General features: G+C 47.6%; 2 protein-coding genes. Both read left to right on the top strand.

Annotation, left to right across the window (positions count from 1 at the left end):
* Positions 1-2,387, top strand: a 2,387-nt coding sequence (locus tag ACFFGT_RS04445) for a non-ribosomal peptide synthetase (RefSeq protein ID WP_377021302.1), incomplete at its 5' end; no start/stop codon positions are given.
* A partial coding sequence (locus ACFFGT_RS04440; protein WP_377021301.1) for a beta-ketoacyl synthase N-terminal-like domain-containing protein occupies positions 2,377-3,419 on the top strand: 1,043 nt, incomplete at its 3' end. The genes ACFFGT_RS04445 and ACFFGT_RS04440, both read left to right, overlap by 11 nt.

The following is a 3,419-nucleotide window of genomic DNA, read 5'->3' as shown; positions in this document are numbered from 1 at the left end:
TCGGGAGCCCGATAGCAGGCCGTTCCCATACGGACCTGGAAGAACAGATCGGGTTTTATGTGAACACGCTGGCCTTGCGGAGCCGTTTCGAAGGGGATTGGAGCTACCGTTCGCTGTTGTCGCATGTCCGTGAGGTAACGTTAGGTGCCTATGAGCATCAGCTGTACCCGTTTGATGAACTAATAGACCAGCTGGATTTGCCGCGTGACCTGAGCCGTAACGCCTTGTTCGATGTGATGGTGGTGTTGCAGAACACAGGGATGGGCAAGGGAGTGCTCCCGACACTTGAGGGCCTTGAAGTAAGGGCCTATGAAGAAGTGCAGACAGAGAGCAGTAAGTTCGACCTGACGTTCAATTTTACAGAAGGCACAGAGGGTATCCTGCTGGACCTGACCTATAACAGCGATATCTACAGCCGAGAGATGGCAGAACGCTTATGCGGTCACCTGGATCGGCTGCTGCCGGCGGTATGCGGTTCACCGGATGTACCAATTTCGGAGCTGGATTACCTGGGTGCTGCAGAGCGCAAAGAACTCCTGGAAAGCTTCAATGATACGGCGGTAGCCTACCCTGAGGAGGAGACGCTTGTTTCGCTTTTCGAGGCACAGGCAGCACAGGCCCCCGGATCACCGGCACTGGTATTCGGGGAACAGACGCTGAGCTATTCGGAACTGAACGGTTTGTCAAACCAGCTGGCGCATTTCCTGCGCCTGAGGGGTGTAGGCCGTGAGGACCTGGTGGGGATTTGCCTGGAACGTTCTTTAGAAATGATCGTGGCGATCCTCGGTGTATTGAAGGCAGGAGGTGCATATGTACCGGTCGATCCGGGTTACCCTTCAGAGCGGATCAGTTATATGCTAAAAGACAGCGGCTGTAAGGTGTTGATAGATGACACCTTGTTATCGGAATTCCGGTCGTCATTAGCTGAATATGGTGCAGATAACCTCGCAGGTGTAAATGAATCGAGGGACCTGGCGTATGTGATCTACACCTCAGGCTCAACAGGCAAACCCAAAGGGGTGATGGTGGAACACCGGAGTGTGGTTAACAGGATCGAATGGATGTGGAAGCATTATGATTTCAGTGCGGCTGATATTATCCTTCAGAAAACAACATTTACGTTCGATGTTTCGGTATGGGAGTTTTTTATGCCGCTATGTTACGGCGCAAAAATAGTCCTCTGCAGTAACGATGATGTAAAATCGCCTGAAAGGATTTTTACAATAATAGGAAGTGAAAAGATAAGCTGCCTGCATTTTGTGCCAAGCATGTTTAACATGTTCATCGCAAACTTGCCTGCAGATGCATCGCCGGGCTTATCGAGCCTTCGCATGGTGGTTACCAGCGGAGAGGCATTATCAGCGTCAACTACAAACAGATGGTATTCAAAAACAAACATACCGGTTCATAATTTATATGGCCCTACGGAAGCCTGTATCGAAGCAACCTATTACCCGGTTTCAGCGCAGGATACAAACATCCCTATCGGTAAGCCGATCTGGAATGTCGGGATCTACATCTTAGATGCCGGTTTAAAGTTACAGCCTGTAGGGGTAAGCGGGGAGATCTGTATAGGCGGGGCCGGAGTTGCGAGGGGTTATTTGAACCGTGAAGAGCTGAGCGCTGAGAAGTTTATTGCCAATCCATTCAAGCCCGGTGAACGCCTATACCGCACGGGGGACCTTGGCAGATGGCTTGCGGACGGCAATATAGAATACCAGGGCCGTTTAGACGACCAGGTAAAAGTGCGGGGTTACCGGATCGAATTAGGGGAGATCGAAAGTGCGCTAAACGGTCACAGCGATGTAAGCAGCTCGGTTGTACAGGCGCTGGATCTGGGCAGCGGCGAACGGGAGCTGGTAGCGTACTTGGTAAGCGGCACACTGCTGAATGTACCGGAGCTTCGTCAGTACCTTCAGGAACGCTTGCCGGGCTATATGGTACCGGGCCATTATGTACAGCTGGAAGCATTACCGCTAACGGCAAACGGGAAGGTAGATAAGAAACGGCTGCCCTCACCGGCGGGCCAGGAGCTTTCGGGTGGCACGGTTTACGAAGGTGCGCGCAATGAGACGGAATCGCAGTTGATCGGGATATGGGAAGAAGTGCTCGGTCGTAACGGGATCGGGATCAATGATAACTTTTTTGACTTAGGGGGGAACTCACTAAAAGCTGTGAAAATGATAAATATTATCAATGGAACTTTTGACGAGCATATAGCCGTCCTGGCGGCTTTTACTTTCCCCAATATTTCAGTATTGGCAAAACATATCGATTTAAATCTGAATCCAGATTCCAATAATTTCGATCAGGAACTTATTGAAGCGACGGATGCCAGGGCTAAAACCATCAGTTTGTTAAATTATAATTATAGCGATGAAGAATAACCAGGGCTACACGGGCATGGAAATAGCAATTATAGGATTGGCATGCAGAGTGCCGGGCGCCGATAATTGGAGGGAGTATTGGAATAATTTAAAAACAAGCGTAGAATCAATTGAATTTTTATCTGACGATGCATTAACGTCATTGAAAGCAGATAAAAAACTTATCCGACAATCAAATTTTATCAACGCAAGGGCTGTATTAAAAAACAAAGAACAATTTGACGCGGCTTTTTTTGATTACAAGCCTATCGAAGCAAATTTAATGAATCCCATGCATCGAATTTTCCATGAATGTGTTTGGGAGGCACTTGAAGATGCAAGTTGTAATTTAAAAAAAATTAAAGGGGCTGTAGGGTTATTTGCTGGAGGGGGAAATGATTTAAATTGGAAAGCTTACGCTCAATTATCAAATCAAAATACAGAAATAGATGAGTTAAGTTTAGATTATTTAAGCGGTAAAGATTATCTCACATCATTATTATCATATAAATTGAATTTAAACGGGCCTGTATTTTCTGTAAATACGGCCTGCTCAACCTCTTTGGTAGCTATTAATCTTGCATGTAACAGCTTATTACTGGGCGAAGCGAAAATCGCGATAGCAGGTGGAATATCAATTGGAACAAGTAAGAACACTGGATATTTATATGAAGAAGGGATGGTCAAATCATCAGATGGTCATTGCCGGGCATTTGATCAGGCTGCGAGTGGTTGTGTTGGGGGCGAAGGGGTAGGAATTGTGGTATTGAAACGTCTGTCTGAGGCGCTGAAGGACAATGATCATATCTATGCGATCATTAAAGGCAGCGCGGTTAATAATGATGGTAACAATAAGGTGGGTTATACAGCCCCCGGCGTTGAGGGCCAGGTGAAATGTATCAAAAACGCCCAAAAGTTTGCCGGGATTTTGCCGGAGAGCATCAGTTATATCGAGGCGCACGGCACGGGTACGCGTCTTGGCGACCCGATCGAGGTAGAGGCGCTGAATATAGCTTTTAACCGGGACCGTACACATCGCTGCGCGATAGGTTC

Origin of the sequence: Mucilaginibacter angelicae (assembly GCF_042434235.1) — a bacterium.
Lineage (GTDB): Bacteria > Bacteroidota > Bacteroidia > Sphingobacteriales > Sphingobacteriaceae > Mucilaginibacter > Mucilaginibacter angelicae.
Note: the sequence above shows the minus strand (reverse complement) of the source record. Positions and strands in the feature narration are given on the sequence as shown.